This window comes from Pseudotabrizicola sp. (assembly GCF_030656345.1).
Classification (GTDB): domain Bacteria; phylum Pseudomonadota; class Alphaproteobacteria; order Rhodobacterales; family Rhodobacteraceae; genus Pseudotabrizicola.
On sequence record NZ_JAUSNR010000049.1, the window covers coordinates 51,624 to 68,062 of the forward strand.

General features: G+C 58.7%; 20 protein-coding genes and 2 pseudogenes. 14 read left to right on the forward strand and 8 right to left on the reverse strand.

All coding sequences use genetic code 11. The features are described 5' to 3' along the window. Positions 1-132: 132 nt before the first annotated feature. The 14 genes and pseudogenes from lnt to Q7J44_RS21720 form a co-directional block, all read left to right on the forward strand. The gene (lnt, locus tag Q7J44_RS21655) at positions 133-1,698 is read left to right on the forward strand and encodes an apolipoprotein N-acyltransferase (RefSeq protein ID WP_304883156.1); all 1,566 of its coding nucleotides are present in this window, start codon (positions 133-135) and stop codon (positions 1,696-1,698) included. Continuing rightward, positions 1,695-1,868, forward strand: a complete 174-nt coding sequence (locus tag Q7J44_RS21660) for a hypothetical protein (protein WP_304883157.1) — start codon at positions 1,695-1,697, stop codon at positions 1,866-1,868. The genes lnt and Q7J44_RS21660 overlap by 4 nt, the downstream gene beginning before the upstream one ends. Positions 1,869-1,975: 107 nt before the next feature. After that, complete coding sequence (locus tag Q7J44_RS21665) at positions 1,976-2,569, forward strand: SCO family protein (RefSeq protein ID WP_304883158.1); 594 nt, start codon at positions 1,976-1,978, stop codon at positions 2,567-2,569. 275 nt (positions 2,570-2,844) lie between these two features. Continuing rightward, positions 2,845-3,420 (forward strand): DedA family protein, encoded by a 576-nt coding sequence (locus tag Q7J44_RS21670; RefSeq protein ID WP_304883159.1) that lies wholly within the window; start codon positions 2,845-2,847, stop codon positions 3,418-3,420. A gap of 364 nt (positions 3,421-3,784) precedes the next feature. Beyond that, entirely contained in the window at positions 3,785-4,297 is a 513-nt protein-coding gene (locus Q7J44_RS21675; RefSeq protein ID WP_304883160.1) for a murein L,D-transpeptidase family protein, read from the forward strand. Between the two features lie 301 nt (positions 4,298-4,598). Continuing rightward, positions 4,599-4,796 (forward strand): annotated as a pseudogene (locus Q7J44_RS21680) (IS110 family transposase); the annotation flags it as partial. 68 nt (positions 4,797-4,864) lie between these two features. Continuing rightward, positions 4,865-5,269, forward strand: coding sequence for a transposase (locus Q7J44_RS21685; RefSeq protein ID WP_304883161.1), 405 nt, complete (start codon positions 4,865-4,867; stop codon positions 5,267-5,269). A gap of 23 nt (positions 5,270-5,292) precedes the next feature. Then, positions 5,293-5,448, forward strand: a complete 156-nt coding sequence (locus Q7J44_RS21690; protein ID WP_304883162.1) for a hypothetical protein — start codon at positions 5,293-5,295, stop codon at positions 5,446-5,448. Between the two features lie 98 nt (positions 5,449-5,546). Next, positions 5,547-6,233, forward strand: coding sequence for an IS110 family transposase (locus Q7J44_RS21695; protein ID WP_304883213.1), 687 nt, complete (start codon positions 5,547-5,549; stop codon positions 6,231-6,233). A 1-nt stretch (position 6,234) separates the two neighbouring features. Further along, positions 6,235-6,744 carry a hypothetical protein gene (locus tag Q7J44_RS21700; protein WP_304883163.1) on the forward strand — a complete coding sequence of 170 codons (510 nt, stop codon included), beginning with the start codon at positions 6,235-6,237 and terminating at the stop codon, positions 6,742-6,744. A gap of 56 nt (positions 6,745-6,800) precedes the next feature. Then, positions 6,801-7,205 (forward strand): transposase, encoded by a 405-nt coding sequence (locus Q7J44_RS21705; RefSeq protein ID WP_304883164.1) that lies wholly within the window; start codon positions 6,801-6,803, stop codon positions 7,203-7,205. Beyond that, complete coding sequence (gene tnpB, locus Q7J44_RS21710) at positions 7,202-7,552, forward strand: IS66 family insertion sequence element accessory protein TnpB (protein WP_304883165.1); 351 nt, start codon at positions 7,202-7,204, stop codon at positions 7,550-7,552. Before Q7J44_RS21705 ends, tnpB begins: the two co-directional genes overlap by 4 nt. A 57-nt stretch (positions 7,553-7,609) precedes the next feature. Further along, a complete protein-coding gene (locus Q7J44_RS21715) occupies positions 7,610-9,241 on the forward strand; it encodes an IS66 family transposase (protein WP_304883166.1) in 1,632 nt (543 codons plus the stop codon). A gap of 189 nt (positions 9,242-9,430) precedes the next feature. After that, positions 9,431-9,988, forward strand: a pseudogene (locus tag Q7J44_RS21720) (ISL3 family transposase); the annotation flags it as partial. A 45-nt stretch (positions 9,989-10,033) separates the two neighbouring features. Here Q7J44_RS21720 and Q7J44_RS21725 read toward each other — a convergent pair. The 8 genes from Q7J44_RS21725 to Q7J44_RS21760 all read right to left on the reverse strand — a co-directional run bounded on the left by Q7J44_RS21725 (position 10,034) and on the right by Q7J44_RS21760 (position 16,437). Continuing rightward, positions 10,034-10,468 carry a cytochrome c gene (locus Q7J44_RS21725; protein ID WP_304883167.1) on the reverse strand — a complete coding sequence of 145 codons (435 nt, stop codon included), beginning with the start codon at positions 10,466-10,468 and terminating at the stop codon, positions 10,034-10,036. Between the two features lie 77 nt (positions 10,469-10,545). After that, positions 10,546-10,827: a copper-binding protein gene (locus tag Q7J44_RS21730; protein ID WP_304883168.1), complete on the reverse strand. Its 282-nt coding sequence runs from the start codon at positions 10,825-10,827 to the stop codon at positions 10,546-10,548. Positions 10,828-10,860: 33 nt separating this feature from the next. Further along, positions 10,861-11,334: a cupredoxin family protein gene (locus Q7J44_RS21735; RefSeq protein ID WP_304883169.1), complete on the reverse strand. Its 474-nt coding sequence runs from the start codon at positions 11,332-11,334 to the stop codon at positions 10,861-10,863. A 50-nt stretch (positions 11,335-11,384) separates the two neighbouring features. After that, complete coding sequence (locus tag Q7J44_RS21740; RefSeq protein ID WP_304883214.1) at positions 11,385-12,749, reverse strand: multicopper oxidase family protein; 1,365 nt, start codon at positions 12,747-12,749, stop codon at positions 11,385-11,387. Between the two features lie 23 nt (positions 12,750-12,772). Continuing rightward, positions 12,773-14,236 carry a TolC family protein gene (locus tag Q7J44_RS21745; protein WP_304883170.1) on the reverse strand — a complete coding sequence of 488 codons (1,464 nt, stop codon included), beginning with the start codon at positions 14,234-14,236 and terminating at the stop codon, positions 12,773-12,775. Continuing rightward, positions 14,236-14,457: a hypothetical protein gene (locus Q7J44_RS21750; protein ID WP_304883171.1), complete on the reverse strand. Its 222-nt coding sequence runs from the start codon at positions 14,455-14,457 to the stop codon at positions 14,236-14,238. The genes Q7J44_RS21745 and Q7J44_RS21750 overlap by 1 nt, the downstream gene beginning before the upstream one ends. Positions 14,458-14,541: 84 nt before the next feature. Then, on the reverse strand, positions 14,542-14,982 hold the full coding sequence (locus tag Q7J44_RS21755; protein ID WP_304883172.1) for a hypothetical protein: 441 nt from the start codon (positions 14,980-14,982) through the stop codon (positions 14,542-14,544). A gap of 102 nt (positions 14,983-15,084) precedes the next feature. Next, the gene (locus tag Q7J44_RS21760) at positions 15,085-16,437 is read right to left on the reverse strand and encodes an MFS transporter (RefSeq protein ID WP_304883173.1); all 1,353 of its coding nucleotides are present in this window, start codon (positions 16,435-16,437) and stop codon (positions 15,085-15,087) included. Positions 16,438-16,439 lie beyond the last annotated feature (2 nt).

Sequence of the window (16,439 nt, forward strand, 5' to 3'; positions counted from 1 at the left end):
ACACGGCGGCTATTGAAAAAGCCCCTTCTGCTGCGCCATTCTGACAATGCCGTGATCTGCCGAAGGCAATGCTGCACCTCTAGTTGCTAGAGCAGTCAGCCGTCACCCTGCAATTTGGAGGGTCTGGCAGAATTGATCATTTCGGACGGACATCTGTTTTCCGGCAGGACGCACCTGCGACGTCTGGCCAGACTGGGGATTGTCGTAGCGGCTGGTGCATGCCTTGTCCTCGCCCTGCCGCCGTATTCGATTTTGCCGCTCGCGCTCGTTGCCTTCGTGGCGCTTGCACGGGCGCTGCGTGGCGCATCGGCGCTTGGGGCGTTCTGGCTTGGATATATGTTCGGCTTAGGACAGTTTGTGCCCGGCCTGTTCTGGATCACTGAAAGCTTTCAGGTCGAGGCAGACCGGTTCGGATGGCTCGCGCTGCCTGCTGTGTTCGGCCTCGCCGGGCTGCTATCAGCGTTTCCAGCTTTGGCATGTGCCATTGCGGCGCGCGTGGCGCGGTCCGGCCTGCCTCCGGCGTTGTCGCTCGCCACGGCCTGGGCGGCGTCTGAGTGGCTGCGAGGACATGTCGTGACCGGGTTTCCATGGAATCTTGCAGCCTACACGCTGGCTGACTGGACCGTTCCGTCCCAAGCCGCTTCGGTGGTCGGCAGTTACGGGCTTGGATTTCTGCTCGTGCTGTGTGCGTCACTTGCTGCTCTCGCCTTCGGTCGTGCTGACCGCCATCTACGGATGCTTCGCCTGACTGGTGCGACCGCGATTTTGCTCAGCGTTGCGGGCTTTGGAGTGGTGCGGCTTGCCACCTCAGACCCGGCTTCGGACCGTGGCACGCAGGTTCGGGTCGTGCAGCCCAACATCGCACAAAATGCCAAATGGGATAACACTTCGCGAAAAGCGGACATCCTGCGGCTTTTTTTCCCTGTCGGCCCGCCCCGGGTCTTTCGATCTTCTGTTTGGCCCGAAACCGCCTGGCCTGGGTTCCATGCAGAGGATCGTGGCGCACGGGTCACGTTGGGGTGGCTGTTGCCCGAAACGGGTGTCTTGCTCACCGGCAGCCCGGAGCGGGAAAAAACCCAGGCGGGGGCGGTCCACCGCAATTCCATCCTCGCCATCGCTCCAGACGGCACAATCCTCACACGTTACGCCAAGCATCACCTCGTGCCCTTTGGCGAGTATGTTCACTGGCGCAGTGTGTTGCCGTTTCAGCGGTTGGTTCAATCTCTGGGCGATTTTGCGCCAGGCCCTGGACCGCGCACGCTGGCGATTGGGCCCCACCCCTGCGTTGGAGTGGCGATATGCTATGAGGCAATCTTTCCCGGCAATGTCGCCGATGACGCGATCCGTCCGGACTGGATCTTCAACGCAACCAACGATGCCTGGTTCGGCACCACGATCGGACCATCGCAACATCTGGCTTCACCCCGAATGCGAGCGGTCGAAGAAGGCCTTCCGCTTGTTCGTGCCGCCAACACCGGAATTTCCGCTGTGGTCGACGCCTACAGTCGGACGGTGGCTATGCTCGAACTTGGAACGCCAGCAATAATTGACACGCGCTTGCCACGACCGCTTTCGCCGACCCCTTATGCACGCTTTGGCGACTGGACCGCACTGGCGCTGGTCCTGCTGGCATGGGTTATTATCAGACTGCGACCGCGACTGCGAAATATGGCATTCTTGACAAGGATATCGACATGATCGGACCGCTACTTGGAGCCATCGGATTTGTTTGGGGCTATCTCCTCGCGCGGCAACGCGGTGGCAAGCGACTGGACCGGCTGCTGTATGGGGCTGGCTTCGCCATCGCATTTGGTCTTTTCGGTATCTTCCTCGGGATCGCCTTGGGGCGGTTTCTTGGGGCGCACTGATCGGCGAAACATCGCCGGTCGTCAAAATACTCACACCAATGTCGCTTGAACCGCCAGCTGCCCAAGGTTCTAGACCACTCAAATGAACCCATTGGTCAGATATTTCGATGCGCCTTAGACGCCTTCAAATTGGGTTATGGATCGCCGCTATCGCGGCGATGATCATTCTTGCCGGAACAAGGTGGGCCACCCAAGGCGAGGGTGTTGCCGAAACCAGTCCAGCTTTCACGCCAGTCTTTACGCTTGCGGATGAGGAAGGCCGTATCAGGACGAGTGCAGAGTTTCGCGGGAAATTCCTTCTCGACTTCTTCGGTTTCACGAACTGCCCCGATGTCTGCCCGACGACGCTTTCAGACGTGGCCCAAGTTATGGATGATCTCGGGGCGGATGCCGAGAAAGTTCAACCGCTTTTCGTCTCGATTGACCCCGAACGCGACCGGCGGCTCGGCCTTGCGGCCTACACTGCAGCCTTTCATCCGGCGATCCTGGGTCTGGCAGGAACCGAGACCGAGACGCAAGCCGCGGCCGACAGCTTCAAGATTTTCTATGAACGCGAGAACGATGCTGCATCGCTTGACGGCTATTCCATGGCGCATAGTCCCGGCCTTTTCCTGATTGGTCCGGATGGTGAATGGCTTCGCCAATTCACCTACGGCACTTCGGCCGCCGAAATCCTTTCCGACCTTCAGACGAGGTTTTGACCCATGAAACACTTGTTGCTTGCTGCGACCCTGTCGTTGACTGCATCAGCGGCTTTTGCCTGCGAAACCGTGACAGCGTTGCCGCCTGAACAAAAAAATGAATTATAGTATGATGCTGGCAGAGTGAACGGGGCCTCACAAGGAAACCATCCTTGCGCATACCGGATATTAAAAGGTGATGCGCAGATGAAATCGACTGAAGCACCCGAACTTTATCGACGAATCATTTATTCGCGCTAGTTAAAAGAAACAAGCTGACAGGGCAATCCAAGAATATGCAACAACTTCTGATCTGGATCGAATTAAATCAATCCTTGGTCTATCTGCTACTGTTTGGATACTGTGCCCTGAAAAGCGGCGCGCTCCCGCTTCTTGCTGGCGTATTGGTGCAGCAGGGCGCGCTGGATTTGGCATCAGTGGCTCTTGCAACCTTCCTCGGAGGATATCTAGGCGACGAGATCCGGTTCTTCGTTGCGCGGCGTTATGGCGGCGCCTTGTTCGTGACAAAACCGACTTGGCGTGAATATCTGGATCGTACCAAACAGGCGATGGAGCGGTATGGCAGGATCTACATATTTCTCTATCGCTATCCCAAAGGCATGCGGACAATTGGTGCGATCCCCGTCGGATTGAGCCAGATGCCATGGATGGAGTTTACAATCCTCAATGCCTTGTCTGCGGTGCTATGGTGTGGCCTTCTCGTTGGACTTGGGATTATTTTGGGTGAGCAGCTGTCGCAAGTGGCAGAAAGATGGTGGGGCGTAGCCAGCGTCGTACTTTTGATGGCCTTCATCATCGCGTCGATTGTCGCGTTCCGCCGAATTGCCCACCTCCAGCAAAAGGCGCCGTGACCTGCAAACGTACCACGGGCCATGGCGACCGCCCAAAAGCCCAACGGCCGCCCATGAACCTATAACGATTTCACTACGGCCATTTCAGAGCAGTACTCGCCATCGCGGAAACCCTTATCGCCAGGCCACCGAAATCCGGAACGGCGTCGCGTGGCGAAATGCTTATCATCTCTCGGCACCGTGGAGGCCATTCGTGGAGGCTAAACTCAACACGGAAGCGGGAGCAATGTTTCAGGCCAGAAACCCGCGAAAACGTGGCTCAGTACCATCGTTTATAAAATCCTATGCCGATCTTATCTTAAACGAGTCGGACTTGAACACCAAATAGAGACCCACTACTGGTCAAATCCAAAGGAGTTGAGGAATGAATATGACGCCTACGACACGTCGAAGAGTCGTTCTAGGTGGTCTTGCTCTTGGCTTGGCAGGCTGTGCCAGCAGCAAGTTCAAGACCTATGACGGACCAGAAGTTACCCACATAGACCTGTTCAAAAGCGACCGAACATTGCTGCTTTACAACGGTGAGCGGGTCCTCAAATCCTACAAGGTAGATCTTGGCTTCGCGCCGACAGGACACAAGCAATTCGAGGGCGACGGCAAAACGCCGGAGGGTAAGTACATCATAGATCGGCGCAATCCGAGAAGTTTGTTTCATCTGTCGATCGGCATCTCTTATCCAAACGAGGCCGACGTAGCTTTTGCTAAAGCAAAGGGACGTGAGCCAGGCGGCGAAATCTTCATTCACGGCGGGCGCCGCCGCAACATCGATCCGATCAAACCGGATTGGACGGCAGGGTGTATCTCGGTTTCAGATCGCCAAATGGAAGAGATTTATTCGATGGTACGAGATGGAACTCCGATCGAGATATTCTCTTGAGGCTGCATATCGCTGTACTCCCAGAACGTGGCCAAAAGCGCTTGTTTAGAAAGACACCGGCTTTAGACACGTCAAATTACTTGAGTGCGTGAAAATCCGCTGGTTCGATGGTGCCTCAAGGTAGCGTGCCACCGTAACCGAGGCTATCCGAATTTACAGAGCAATACACCATCACTTGAACTGTTGAAGCGAGATTGATGTTCTGTTCGCATCGGCCGATTGGCTAAAGCAGCTTTCAACCGTCAGTTTGATGTCTCTGGACAAGACTGTCTCGGAATCGAAGTTTGCGTTTAGATATGACGGGCTAACGAGCAAATCAGGGCAGCGGGATATCCGGCGCCTTCTGATCATCGGGGCCATGGCGGTAATCTCCGGTACCAAGGCTCGACCTCCAGTGGAAGGCTCGCAGCTCGGGCGCATCCTCGCCCGCAAGCCAAGGATGCTGGCAGCCATTGCTCTGGCGAATAAGATGGCGCGCATGCTCTGGGCCATGAACTAATGGGATGAACTGCCTTCCCGCCCAACCGCAGCTATAGTTGCGAGTGTCGGTGGGAAAGAAGTATTCCGATGGAGATCACGGTTCTTGGGATTGATCTGGGCAAACCGGTTTGCAGCCTGGCGGGCATCGACGCCAAGGGTTCGGTCGTTTTGCGCAGACGGGTTCAACGCTTTCGACTTCAGGAGTTTCTGGCGCAGTTGCCGCGTTGCGTCGTCGCCATGGAAGCCTGTGGCGGGGCGCATCACATTGGCCGGTTCTGTTTGCAGTTTGGCCACGAGCCGCGCCTGATGTCGCCGCTTTATGTTCGCCCCTACGTAAATGTGCACAAGAATGATGACCGGGACGCAGAAGGCATCGCAGAGGCCGCAACCCGCCCGACCATGAGTTTTGTGCCGATCAAGACGGAAGAGCAGTCGACTTGCAGGCTCTCCACCGGGCGCGCGAGCGGCTTGTGCAGGATAGGACCCGACTGATCAATCAGGCGCGCGGCTTTCTGATGGAGCGGGGGCTGCGTCCGGCACAAGGACGGCATGTATTCCAAAGGTTTCTGACACAACTGGTCAAAGACGAGAATAGCGATCTGTCGCCGCGGATGATGGCGTTGCTGGCGGACATGGCTGCGGAACTCGGCACGATAAACGAAAATGTCTGAATAGATGGGGTGGTTGCCGTCCGCGCCCCTATTCGCAAGCTGCATCTGTGCGATGCTTGTCCTGCAGCACATTCAGGGGAGGATGGTCTGTGAAGGATATGATCCTTGGCGTGGACTTGGCTAAGCGCATTTTTCAGGTGCATGGCGCGACCCCTCCGGGTGACGTTGTCTACCGGAAAAAGCTCAGCCGAGCGCAGTTTCGCGTATTCCTGACGCGTTTACCTGCCAGTCTCATGGTCTTTGAGGCCTGCGGGAGCGCCAGTTATTGGGCTCGGGAAGCTCAGTCTTTTGGTCATGAGGCCAGGCTCATTGCACCGCAGTATGTTCGTCCCTTCGTCAAGAAGCAGAAGAACGATGCCGCCGATGCTGAGGTGATCGTCATTGCCGCACGCCAGCCGGAGATGCGCTTTGTCTCGCCCAAGTCCGAGGCGCAGCAGGCCCGCGCGGCGGTCTTTAGAGGGCGAGAGAGGCTGGTTCGGCAGCGCACAGAATTGATGAACGCCCTACGGGCCAACTTCTACGAATATGGCGTCGTGTTTTCTATCGGCATGAACCAAATGACGCGTATGACTGCATGGCTGGCTGAACATGCAACAAGTTTGCCCAAGCTGCTGGTGGATGAATGCACCGACATTCTGGCCCTGATCGACGAGTTGACCGATCGCATCACTGCAAAGACTAAACTGTTGGCGTCTCTAGCATCCGCAAGGCTGCCAGGTGTTCAGCTATCAGCACCCCTCCGCCACGGAATTGCAGCACGATTTTCTCTGACGCACCGCGCGTGATTTGCCCGAACGGGGCCGCATCGGCATCTTAAACCGCTCTTACTATGAGGAAGTGCTGATCGTGCGCGTTCACCCTGAACTGCTGCGCGCCGAGGCGCTGGCGGAGCCGATGATTGACGCAAAGGTATTCTGGAAGCATCGATACCGGTCGATCACCAACCTTGAGCGCCATCTGCACGCCAACGGCACCCGCGTGGTGAAGATCTTCCTGAATCTGTCCAAGGACGAACAGCGCACACGTTTCCTAGGTCGCATCGACGACCCGACCAAGAACTGGAAGTTCGGCACTGCCGACATGACCGAACGCGCCTACTGGGACGCCTATCAAACCGCCTATGAGGCCTGCGTCTCGGCGACCAGCACCGAAGATGCGCCTTGGTACGTTGTGCCTGCGGACCACAAGAAGACCGCGCGGTTGACTGTGTCGCAGATCCTGGAAGCGAGCTTCAACAATCTCGTTGCAAGGCGGATGGTCAAAAAGCAGCAGATGCGCTGGTCAGTACGAGGGTAAGCCTGCGGTGAGGGCCGTCTGCTCTGATTGAGTAAATGGTCGTAAGGCATTGCCTTATGGCATGCGCTTCATTTGTTTCACCCATCGAGATCTTCGCGGCCGACGAGGTTGGCCGTCGTCGGCACTGGTCGGACGAGGACAAGATCCGGATCGTGGAGGAGAGCCTGTGCGGTTATCGGCAGGGCTCGGCAACTGCGCGGCGGTATGGGATTTCGCGGTCGCTGCTCTCGATCTGGCGGCGCGAGTATCGCAGCGGGACGCTTGGCGTGCCGGAGGCTGGCGGGGGGTTCGTGCCGTTGGTGATGGAAAGCGCCCTGCCTGAGCCAGCGGAGCGGCCCTCGCGGGAAGCCGATGATGCCCGGATCGACATCACGCTGACGAACGGGCGCCGCATGACGATCCCTGTGTTGCTGGCCCCTTCGCATCTGGCGGCGCTGCTGGCCGTGCTGGATCCACGATGATCGCCTTTCCGGCAGGGGCGCGCGTCTGGATCGCGGGCGGAGTGACGGACATGCGCTGCGGGATGAACAGTCTGGCGCTGAAGGTCCAGCAGGGGCTCGGGCGCGACCCGCATGGTGGTGAGATCTTCTGCTTCCGGGGCCGCAAGGGCGATCTGATCAAGATCCTCTGGCACGATGGGGTCGGCATGTCGCTGTATCTGAAGCGGCTGGAGGCCGGGAAGTTCATCTGGCCGGTGAGCCAGAATGGCGCGGCCGTTCCGGTTTCGGCGGCGCAGCTCGGCTATCTTCTGGAAGGGATAGACTGGCGTAATCCGCGCTGGACGCAGCGGCCTGCCTCGGCGGGTTGATAGCCAAATGCCCTTGTTTTATTGGACTATTCCGGTGTTCCGTGGTAGGTTTCTGGCATGTCGGAGACCCCTTCGGAGATTGCTGTTCTGCGTGTTGCTCTCGCTGCGGCAGAAGCGCGTGCAGCCGCAGCAGAGGAAGAGCTGACACAGGCGCGCGCCGTCGTTTCCGCCTCCGATGCGATGATCCGGCACTTGCAGCTCCAGATCGCCAAACTCCGCCGCAAGCAGTTCGGCCACAGCGCCGAACGCTACGCCCGGCTGATAGAACAACTCGAGATGCAGCTCGAGGATCTGGAGACGGACCTTGGGCAGGATCGAGCAAAGACGGATGCCGCCGTGGCGAAGACCACAGTTGCGGCTTTCGAACGCCGCCGTCCCGCCCGCAAGCCGTTCCCCGAGCATTTGCCGCGCGAGCGCGTGGTCATCGAAGCGCCGGCTGCCTGCACCTGCTGTGGGTCGACACGCATCGTGAAGATGGGCGAGGACATCACCGAGACGCTGGAGGTCATCCCCCGGCAATGGAAGGTCATCCAGACCGTCCGCGAGAAGTTCACCTGCCGCGACTGCGAGAAGATCAGCCAGCCGCCAGCGCCGTTCCACCCGACGCCCCGGGGTTGGGCAGGCCCCAACCTGCTCGCGATGGTGCTGTTCGAGAAGTTCGGACAGCATCAGCCCCTGAACCGGCAAGCGGAGCGTTATGCCAAGGAGGGCGTCGAGATCAGCCTCTCGACCCTAGCCGATCAGGTCGGGGCCTGCGCTGCCGCCCTGCAGCCGATCCACGACCTGATCCGCACCCATGTCCTCGGGGCAGAACGATTGCACGCGGATGATACGACCGTGCCCCTGATGGCCAAGGGTGGCACCCAGACGGCCCGGCTCTGGACCTATGTGCGCGACGACCGGCCCTTTGCAGGCGGGGCACCACCGGCGGCGCTCTATTCCTTCTCCACCGACCGCAGGATGGAACATCCGACCCGGCACTTGGCGGGCTGGACAGGCATCCTGCAAGCCGACGCCTATGGCGGATATAACGGCGTTTACGATGCGGCTCGCAAACCCGCGCCAGTGCTGAGTGCCCTGTGCTGGAGCCACGCCAGGCGGAAGTTCTTCGAACTGGCCGACATCAAGGCCATCGCCCGGAAAGGCAAAAGGGTCGCCGAAGATATCTCGCCCATCGCGCTGGAGGCGGTCAAACGCATCGATACCATCTTCGATGTCGAGCGCGAGATCACCGGCTTGACCGCCGCGGTCCGCCATGACGCCCGTCAGCGCCTCGTGCGCCCGATGGTCGAGGACCTGCACGACTGGATGCGGGCTGAGCGCGCCCGGATGTCGAAGCACAACCCCGTCGCCAAGGCCATCAACTACATGCTTGATGAAGACGGCCGCTGGGACGCATTCACCCGCTTCCTCGAAGACGGCCGCATCTGTCTGACGAACAATGCAGCCGAACGTGCCCTGCGCGGCGTGGCCCTTGGCCGGAAGGCATGGCTCTTCGCCGGATCCTCCCGCGGCGGAGACCGCGCCGCCTTCATGTATTCCCTGATCGTCACCGCCAAGATGAACGACGTCGACCCTCAGGCTTGGCTGGCAGATGTTCTGGCACGACTGCCGGACATGACCCTCTCACGCTTGCCAGAACTCCTTCCCTGGAACTGGCAGCGCGGTCTGATCGTCAAAGCCGCATAACCGCGGCCTACGCCGGATGGTTACGTACGAGGTGCAAACCTGCTCCTTCAAGTTCGCGTAGCCCCGGCCCACGGCGATTTTCCAGAACGCCTCGCATACAAGACGCCCCTTCAAACAAGGCACACCGTCATTTCACCATTCGTGCCAATACCGCTCTTTCGGCGCGCAGCATGACACCAGATAGTTGAACGGTCCCCATTGAAGCCGACATCCCCGTGGTACTTTGAAGAGTTCATGAGACAATGTTGAAAAAACGACACTCACACCGGCAGTGCCTTGTTCCAGATGATAAGGGGTCGCGGGTATCAGGGCAGTTTGGCAAATTTGCAGCAACTATTGGCCGGCTGGCGCCGAGCCGAAAAACAAGCACATAACCATCCAACCAAGGTGGCTCAGATCCTAGGACCAGTTCGAGATACTGAAACGGGGCACGCGATCTCCCCGGTTATTTCGGCTGCGCTCTGTATCTAGCCCCGAGGAAAGCTCACCCCAGATCAGGCGCGGAAAGTAGATGCGCTAGAGGTCGGATCTCCCACCTTCTCAACGATGAGGGCCCTAGCCATGCGCTTGGCCCGAACGCTCCACAGGGACATCGATGCGGTCCGAAATGCCATCGAAATGCCGTGGAGAAACGGCTAAGCTGAAGACCAAATCAACCAACTGAAAACCCTCAAACGCGCTATGAACGGTAGAGCAGGACCGGAATTACTCAGAACTCGAATGCTGCCACTCCACCACACAAATTGAGGATGACCCCATTTAAGGGCAACGCGACAGTCGTCTGCAATATCGTCAGTTGATGCCATTTTCCCGCTGCAGCGCCCGGACATATGCCACGATATTTGATACGTCGGAAACCGTGACGCCTTCAACGGCTGGCATATCGCCAAACGACCAATGGTGCGCCCGAACGCCGTTTTGTGTGGCCAGAACAAAAGCCATGTCGCCATGATGATTTGGCTCGTAGATCCGGTGCACGAAAGGCGGTGCCACGCCATCCTGGCCTTGGCCATTCGCACCATGGCAAGCCGCACACTTCGCTTCATAAGCGCGCTCGCCCATCTGCTCTTGCTCGGTGAACTGTGCAGGCACAACCACGGCCACCATGGCACCATCGGCAAGCGGGCTTGTCTGCGCCGCCGACAGGCTCTGACCTTTGGGCTGGAACAAGAACCATGCGCCAGCAATTACTGCGATGGCCACACAAACAAGGGCGAGTTTTTTCATTTTGGGGTCCGCTCTGCTGCTGCAATGGAAAGAGAGGGGGGCGCGGCACTTTATGTCCGCACCCCCCAGAAGGCGCGCTACTTCAGCGCCGTCACGGTCAGTTTGCCTTTGACGCGGTCGGCCAGAAACTCGATGTCCTGCCCCTCAGCCATTTTGGCGATCAGTTCGTCATCGGCCCGGAAAACCATGGTCATGGCGGGCATCTCAAGATCGACCAGATCTTCGTGAATGATAGTGACCTTGCCTGCCTTGGCGTCCAGCTTCTTGATGGTGCCTTTGGTATAGGTCTCGGCAGATGCGAAAGACATTGAGGCGATCAATGCGACGGTGCCAAGCGAGAGTGTTTTGAGAAGGGTCATGTTTATATCCTATTGAGGTGGGTTGAGTTGAGATCAGTTTACGGTCAGCGCGCCGTTCATGCCCGCCTCGTAGTGACCGGGGATCAGGCAGGCGAATTCAAAGGCGCCCTCATTGGCGAAGGTCCAGACGATGGTGCCTTTCTCGCCGGGTTGCAGACGGATGGCGTTCGGGTCGTCATGTTCCATCTCTGGGAACTTTTCCATCACACCTTTATGCTCTTCGATACTTGCAAAGGTATCCATGACAAATTCATGGGCGTTCTCACCATTGTTGGTGAAGGTGAACTGCACTGTTTCGCCAGCTTTGAAATCCAGCTTGCGCGGTTCAAACAGCATCTCGCCGTCTTCAGTCTCGATCATTGAGACATTCACCTTGGTCATACCTGCCTTTTTCTTGGCGGGCATTCCGACCTCCATCATCCCATCATCGCTGCCTTCATGTGTGCCAGACGCAAACGCAGAGGTGACGGTAAAAGCGATTAAAGCCGTGGTAAGAAATAGTTTCATGTTTTTTTCCTGTATGTTTGCGGCCCGTTCAGGGCCATTGCTTGGTAGGGTCAGCCCTTGTGGGTGGGCATTGGGCGGGGGGTAATCTGCGTTTTTGGGCTTGTGTTGGTGGCAAACTCGGGAAGTTCACCTGTCCATTCATAGGCCTGCTCGCCGGGCGGGTTTTCATACCAGCCGGGGTCTGAGTAATCGTCGGCGCCAATCCCTTCGCGCACCTTGACCACCGAAAACATGCCGCCCATCTCGATGGGTCCGTATGGTCCCCATCCTGTCATCATCGGGATCGTGTTGTCGGGCAGTGGCATTTCCATTTTCGCCATGTCGCCCATGCCGGACGTGCCCATGGGCATGTACTCCGGCTGGAACTGGCGAATTTTCTGTGTCAACTGCTTCTTGTCGACGCCGATAAAGGTGGGAACGTCATGGCCCATTGCATTCATCGTATGGTGCGACTTGTGGCAATGGATCGCCCAATCGCCCAAGTGATCGGCCACAAACTCATAGGCTCGCATGGCGCCCACGGGGATGTCGATGGATACTTCGGGCCATTGCGCGCTTTCGGGCACCCAGCCGCCATCTGTACAGGTCACCTTGAAGTCATAGCCATGCATGTGGATCGGGTGGTTGGTCATGGTCAGGTTGCCCGCCCGCACGCGCACTTTATCGCCCCGGTTCACGACCAGCGGGTCGAGATCGGGGAAGATCCGGCTGTTCCACGTCCACAGGTTGAAATCCGTCATTGTCATGATGCGCGGAACGAATGTGCCGGGATCAATGTCATAAGCGTTGAGCATGATCAGGAAATCGCGGTCTACGGGCATGAACGTGGGGTCTTTGGGGTGGACGATGAAGAAGCCCATCATCCCCATTGCCATCTGCGTCATCTCATCGCCGTGCGGATGGTACATGAAGGTGCCAGACTTGATCAAATCGAACTCATAGATGAACGTTTTGCCCGGTGGGATTCCGGGGTGGCTCAAGCCGCTAACGCCGTCCATGCCAGACGGCAAAATAAGCCCATGCCAATGCACGGTGGTGTGTTCGGGCAGACGGTTGGTCACATAAATCCGCACTCGGTCGCCCTCGACTGCCTCGATGGTCGGTCCAGTCGACTGACCGTTGTAGCCCCAGAGGTGGGCGATCATGCCGTCTGCAAGTTCCCTTTCGACCGGCTCGGCGACCAGATGGAATTCCTTGACGTTACCGTTCATCCGGTGCGGCAGGGTCCATCCGTTCAGGGTGACAACGGGCGTGTAGTCCGGCCCCGAAGACGGGCGTGGTGTGATCAGCGTGGCCGCGCTGTCCATTTCGGCGGCCTCTGGCAGACCCATATTCGTGGTCTTGCCCCAGGCCTGCGTGGAGACGAGCGCCGCACCTGCGGCACCGACCCCGATCAATTGACGTCTGTTCAACATGGGATGTCCTTTCAAACCTAAGGTCAATGTCCTGCGCCACCAGCAGCGATTGCGGGGCCTTCGCCGCCGCTACCGCCACCTGCACCGCCGCCATAGATCGCGGCGGTCAACTCGGCTTGGGCAAGGTAGAAGTCGCGCTTGGCATTCGCCGCCTCAAGCTGTGCGGAGAGCTTTTCGCGCACATCGGTCAGCAGCTCGAACGTGTTGGTGATCATGCCATTATAGGACAGCAGACCTTCTTCCTCGACCGTGGTGCGCAACGGCACGACCACATCGCGGTAGTGACGCGCGATCTTGTAGGACGCATGATAGGACGCCTCCGCGCCGCGCACTTCCGAGCGAACATTCACGGCCTTTTCCGCCAGCACATTGGCGGCTTGCAGGTAGGAAAGCTCGGCCTTGCGCATGCGCGCCTTGCCGGAGTCGAAGATCGGTATGGCGAATTCGACCTCAAGGTTCGGGGGCGCCACTTTCTGTTCGACCTCACCGCTAGCGCCGACTTCGCGCTCCAGTTCCACACCGCCGACGATCTCCAGATCGTTGACGATCCGGGTCTGATCGGTCAGCCCAAAGGCCGCCGCCTGAGCGGCCAGCCCCAGTTTGGCGATGCGCAGATCGACCCGGTTGCTCAGGGCCTTGGCCTCAAGGTTGCTGATCTTGCCCACCGATTTGGGCAGCGCGGGCAGGGCGTCCGGCACGGTGTAATTCACATCACCGCCCCAAAGGCCCATCAGCCGGGTCAGCTCTTCCTTGGCGCGAGTTGCGTTTAGCCGTGCCTGTGCCAACTGGCCCGCGAGTTCGGCATTGAACGCCTGTTCGCGCGCTTGCCCCGCCTTGTTCAGCGCCCCCGTTTCGCCCAGCTTGCGGGCGAGTTCCGAGCCAGCATCCGAGGTACGTTTGGCTTGGGTCAGATAGCCGACCGTCTCAAACGCCGCGACCGCGTTGATCCAGGCAATGCGGGTCTGGTTGGCCAGCGTCAGCGTGTCATTAACGGCTGTTTGCTGCGCCTGCTGAAACGCGGCATCCGCAATGGCAACGCGTTGTTTGCGGGTGGTTGCATCCAGAACATTGGCGCGGAACATGCCCTCGATCGCGCGGTAGGCACCAAGCTCCGGCGCTCCGATCCCCAAGAGGCCGATGGAGACGATGGGGTTTTCCGGGGTCGATTGCTGCCACGCGTCTGCTGCCGACAGCCCGACATTGGCATAAGCGGCCTGCAATCCCTTGTTGTTGAAAAGGGCTGCCTGAACGGCCGTATCTGCACCGATCCGCTTGCCGCTGACCATTCCCTGAACCTGACGTCGCAGGGCATCATTCTCGACCTGAGTCTGGGCAAAGGCGGTGCGCTTGCCGATAGCGGCAGAGGTTTGCGCTGACACCACACCGAAACCAGCTTTTTGATCAGTATAGGCGCCCGGAACAGCACCCACACAAGCGCCAAGCAGCATAGGAGCAGCGAAAAACAGATGGCGTTTGAGCATCCGCATCAGTTGCCCTCCGTCTGTTCTTCGTTGACTTCACGCCAATCGCGCGGCCCCGTCGGCCCGCGATAGGTGTAGCCAGCCAGCGGGTCCTGATACGGGATGGGCGACGCGACTGTCAGGTTGACAACAGCCTGTTGAGCCGTGACATCGGGAAGGGGAGTGGGCTGATAGGCACACGCCCCTAGAGGGAGGGCGAAGGCCCCCATCATAAGTTGGAATTTCATTTGATCTGCCTGATTTAATCTGGTCACGGCGGCAAGCGGTCAACGCTTGCAGCATTTACCCCTGCGAAGGGGACCGACGAAAAATCAGATCAGTTTTGGTGGGCGCAATAGCCCAACAGTAGCTGCACCATAAAAGGTATCAACCCGAATGGCGCTGTGTTCTTGTAGTGGCAGTGATCCTGCCCCACCTGCCTGATCGAGCATAACAATAGCTACGCAGATGCTGTCACAGCAGACTAACGACGCACCGCTTGAGTCATCCGCTTTCGCGGCGACCTGCCCATCACCCGCGCAGTGCGCGGATGCCGCGACGTGATCATGAGCAGCATCGGCCACTGATGACTGCGTCGCATGTATCATGTGAGCAGAGTGATTTTGTGTGCCTGCCATCGCTGGAAGGGCGACCACCGAAAACGCAAACATCAGGCAAGCAAGTGCCTGAAGGAGTTTGGGAAAGGTCCACGACGTCTTCATGCGAGCTTGCATGCCTTGCATCCCTTGTTTTGTCAATTCCGTCAAAGACATCCGTGCCTGACTTTTCTGTGAAGCGGCGGAAATCGACCGATTTGTGGGCGACGGGACAGGTGTGCTGGATATGAACTCACTCCATGCCAGACCTTGCTACCGTTAAATGGTCTTGTTGCCACGGCCACTTTTCAGCATTTCCACTCTTGGCCAGTGCGGATGATAGTCATCAATGACGATTGGATGGCTATGTGTTCGGCCTTGCTGAACATGTGGGTGATTTTCTGCCAGGTCCTCATGAGTGTGTTCGAAAGGCCTGCTATCGTCCGGCGTCCATAGAACACTCCCGCCGACCATCCCGGCAGCGGCCAGTAATGCAAGCAGGGCAAATGCCGTCGTTGGTCCGGCGACCGTGATCAGCCACCCTGCCAGCGGGTATGTCACCAGCCAGCAAGCGTGTGACAGCGCGAACTGTGCGGCATAGACGGCTGGTCTGTCTTCGGCGTGGGCGGATCGCTTGAGCAGCCGCCCGGATGGGGTCAGTACGACGGAATAGCCGATCCCGATGACGAACCAACCTGCAAGGAGCGGCAGCCACTGCGTGTCGTGGACCCGTGACATCAGAGACAGGCCCAGAAGAGCGATAACCAGAACAGCCGCGCCACCGATCATCAGGGAGCGATCGGGGCGTTTGTCCAGAAAACGGGGCAACAAGAGGGCCGCCAGCATTGAGCCGCCCCCAAAAAAGCCAAGCGCGATGGCCACCTGGGCGTCACCCAGCCCCAGATCGGAGCGGACCAGAACCACGGTGTTCACCAGTACCATCGCGCCTGCCGCTGCGGCGGCGAGGTTGAGCGACAAGAGCCCGCGCAGGCGCGGCGTGGCAAGGTAGATCCGCATCCCGCGTGTAGTTCGGTCATAGATGCCCCTCGGCGCTGTCGCTTGTGGGCTGGGCAGCAGGACCGACACAACCAGCAATGCAGATCCGACAAATCCGATCACGGTTCCGAAGAACAGGACGTGATAGCTGACCAGGGTCAGCAGAATCGCGGCCAGCATCGGGCTGACGATGTTCTCAAGGTCATAGGCCAACCGCGAGAGTGACAGGGCTCGGGTGTAGCGGTCTTCCTCGGGCAGGATGTCGGGGATTGTAGCCTGAAACGTCGGCGTGAAGGCGGCAGAGGCCGATTGCAGCACGAAGATCAGAACATAGGCCTGCCAGACCTCGGACACGAAGGGCAGGCACAGCGCCACGGTTGCCCGGATCAGATCAAGGCTGACCAGCATGGTCCGGCGCGGCAAACGGTTGGCGAAAGCCCCCGCGATGGGCGCAATGCCGACATAGGCGATCATCTTGATCGTGAAGATCGTGCCCAAGACCAGACCGGCACGGTCGCCTGACAGATCATAGGCCAACAGCCCCAGCGCGATCGTGGCAAGTCCCGAACCAAGCAGAGCGACGATTTGGGCAAGAAACAAATGGCGATAGGTGCGGTCGGCGAGGACAGAGAGCATGG

Coding starts and splice junctions, on each gene's coding strand:
- Q7J44_RS21660 (WP_304883157.1), top strand. CDS start 1,695: ATGATCGGACCGCTACTTGGAGCCATCGGATTTGTTTGGGGCTATCTC.
- Q7J44_RS21665 (WP_304883158.1), top strand. CDS start 1,976: ATGCGCCTTAGACGCCTTCAAATTGGGTTATGGATCGCCGCTATCGCG.
- Q7J44_RS21670 (WP_304883159.1), top strand. CDS start 2,845: ATGCAACAACTTCTGATCTGGATCGAATTAAATCAATCCTTGGTCTAT.
- Q7J44_RS21675 (WP_304883160.1), top strand. CDS start 3,785: ATGAATATGACGCCTACGACACGTCGAAGAGTCGTTCTAGGTGGTCTT.
- Q7J44_RS21685 (WP_304883161.1), top strand. CDS start 4,865: ATGGAGATCACGGTTCTTGGGATTGATCTGGGCAAACCGGTTTGCAGC.
- Q7J44_RS21690 (WP_304883162.1), top strand. CDS start 5,293: ATGGAGCGGGGGCTGCGTCCGGCACAAGGACGGCATGTATTCCAAAGG.
- Q7J44_RS21695 (WP_304883213.1), top strand. CDS start 5,547: ATGATCCTTGGCGTGGACTTGGCTAAGCGCATTTTTCAGGTGCATGGC.
- Q7J44_RS21705 (WP_304883164.1), top strand. CDS start 6,801: ATGGCATGCGCTTCATTTGTTTCACCCATCGAGATCTTCGCGGCCGAC.
- tnpB (WP_304883165.1), top strand. CDS start 7,202: ATGATCGCCTTTCCGGCAGGGGCGCGCGTCTGGATCGCGGGCGGAGTG.
- Q7J44_RS21715 (WP_304883166.1), top strand. CDS start 7,610: ATGTCGGAGACCCCTTCGGAGATTGCTGTTCTGCGTGTTGCTCTCGCT.
- Q7J44_RS21725 (WP_304883167.1), bottom strand. CDS start 10,468: ATGAAAAAACTCGCCCTTGTTTGTGTGGCCATCGCAGTAATTGCTGGC.
- Q7J44_RS21730 (WP_304883168.1), bottom strand. CDS start 10,827: ATGACCCTTCTCAAAACACTCTCGCTTGGCACCGTCGCATTGATCGCC.
- Q7J44_RS21735 (WP_304883169.1), bottom strand. CDS start 11,334: ATGAAACTATTTCTTACCACGGCTTTAATCGCTTTTACCGTCACCTCT.
- Q7J44_RS21740 (WP_304883214.1), bottom strand. CDS start 12,749: ATGTTGAACAGACGTCAATTGATCGGGGTCGGTGCCGCAGGTGCGGCG.
- Q7J44_RS21745 (WP_304883170.1), bottom strand. CDS start 14,236: ATGCGGATGCTCAAACGCCATCTGTTTTTCGCTGCTCCTATGCTGCTT.
- Q7J44_RS21750 (WP_304883171.1), bottom strand. CDS start 14,457: ATGAAATTCCAACTTATGATGGGGGCCTTCGCCCTCCCTCTAGGGGCG.
- Q7J44_RS21755 (WP_304883172.1), bottom strand. CDS start 14,982: ATGTCTTTGACGGAATTGACAAAACAAGGGATGCAAGGCATGCAAGCT.
- Q7J44_RS21760 (WP_304883173.1), bottom strand. CDS start 16,437: ATGCTCTCTGTCCTCGCCGACCGCACCTATCGCCATTTGTTTCTTGCC.